At 47.9% G+C, this 1,581-nt stretch carries 2 protein-coding genes; both read left to right on the forward strand.

Going from position 1 to position 1,581, the window contains the following annotated elements:
* On the forward strand, nucleotides 1-202 hold a 202-nt coding region (locus tag AC58P7_RS33395), incomplete at its 5' end, for a hypothetical protein (protein WP_497350357.1).
* Nucleotides 178-1,467, forward strand: coding sequence for a group II intron reverse transcriptase/maturase (ltrA, locus tag AC58P7_RS33400; protein WP_497350358.1), 1,290 nt, complete (start codon nucleotides 178-180; stop codon nucleotides 1,465-1,467). The genes AC58P7_RS33395 and ltrA, both read left to right, overlap by 25 nt.
* Nucleotides 1,468-1,581 lie beyond the last annotated feature (114 nt).

The raw sequence follows: 1,581 nt of genomic DNA on the forward strand, positions 1-1,581 counted from the left end.
AAAAAAAAATGGAGTACGCGGACTAAAAGGACCATCCATAGGGAAGCGGAAGTCGCGGTGGAAGTCGGACCTGCTGGTAGTACTCGGAGCGTGGGAAAGCCACGTACAGGGGGAAGCGGCAGGACAGAGTAAGCTCTTAACAGCGAAACATATCCCACACACAGAGGTGGACAATGTATGTCAACAAAACTGGCTAAGATAACAGAGAAGGCTCGGCAAGATAAGAAAATCCGGTTCACATCACTTGCGCATTTCATCACACCCGAATTTCTACAAGAAACGTGGGGATTGATGAATCGCAAAGGTGCGAGCGGGATAGATGGAGAAACAATGGCTCAATTTGAAGCAAATCTGAAAGAGAGAACGGAGGATCTCTGGTCAAGGCTCAAACAAAATCGCTACAAGGCTCCAGCTGTAAGGCGAGTGGATATCCCAAAAGGAAATGGGAAGACACGTCCGCTGGGTATTCCTACAGTGGAAGACAGATTGGTACAACGAGCAGTAGCGAGAGTAGTCGAAGCGATCTTCGAGCAGGATTTTCTGGAAATCTCTTATGGATTCCGTCCGGGACGAAACCCGCACATGGCACTGAAGGCGCTCAGATCGTGCATTGTAACCAAGAAGGTAAGACATGTGTTCGAAGCGGATATCCGGGGCTACTTCAATCATATTAATCATGAATGGTTGATGAAGATGGTTGAACATCGGGTCGCTGATCCTGTTATCCTGCATCTCATTGGAAAATGGCTGCGAGCAGGAGTTATGCAACACGGAGTAGTCACACGGAATGAGGAAGGAACGCCACAAGGCGGCCCAATTAGTCCGCTACTTGCAAACATCTATCTGCATTACGTGCTGGATTTATGGTTTGAGAAACGGTGCAAGAGATGTTTTCAAGGAGAAGCCTACTTGATCCGATTTGCTGATGATTACGTGGTGTGTTTCGAATACAAACGGGATGCAGAGAACTTTCAGACGCTGTTAAATGAACGGATGAAGCAATTCGGTCTTGAATTAGCAGAAGAAAAGACCCGGCTTATGATCTTTGGACGATTTGCAAGAGAGCGAAAAGCGGAATACGGAGAAAATCCGGAGACCTTCGATTTTCTGGGCTTTAAGCATGTCTGCGGAGTTGGACAAAAAGGCGAATTCGCGCTTGTACGAATACCAAGTGTGAAGAGTTGCCGGAAATTCACGGACCGCGTCAGAACTTGGCTGAGAGCGCATAGCCATTGGAAACGGCGAGATCAGCAGAAACAACTGACGATGATGCTTCGAGGATTCTACCAGTACTTTTCGCTTTACCATTGCGACTACAAACTGCATAGCCTTAAAAGACAAATTGAACGGCAATGGATCCGGTCCCTTCGAAGGAGAAGCCAAAGACATCGTCTATACTGGTCCTACTTGAGAAGGAAAGATTGGTTCAGGCTTCCGGAGCCTAAGTTAATCCATCCAACCATCTAACGAGCTAACCTGTGAACGACTCTGGGGAGCCCGATGCGGGAAATCCGCACGTCGGGTTCTGATTGGGGCTGACGGTACAAAGGTGAAAACCTAAGGCCGTCTTCTACCAACCAC

The organism is Paenibacillus sp. J22FR5 (assembly GCF_059691975.1).

What these genes read in the sequence shown, in the direction of transcription:
- ltrA (WP_497350358.1), top strand. Translation starts at nt 178, where the DNA reads ATGTCAACAAAACTGGCTAAGATAACAGAGAAGGCTCGGCAAGATAAG.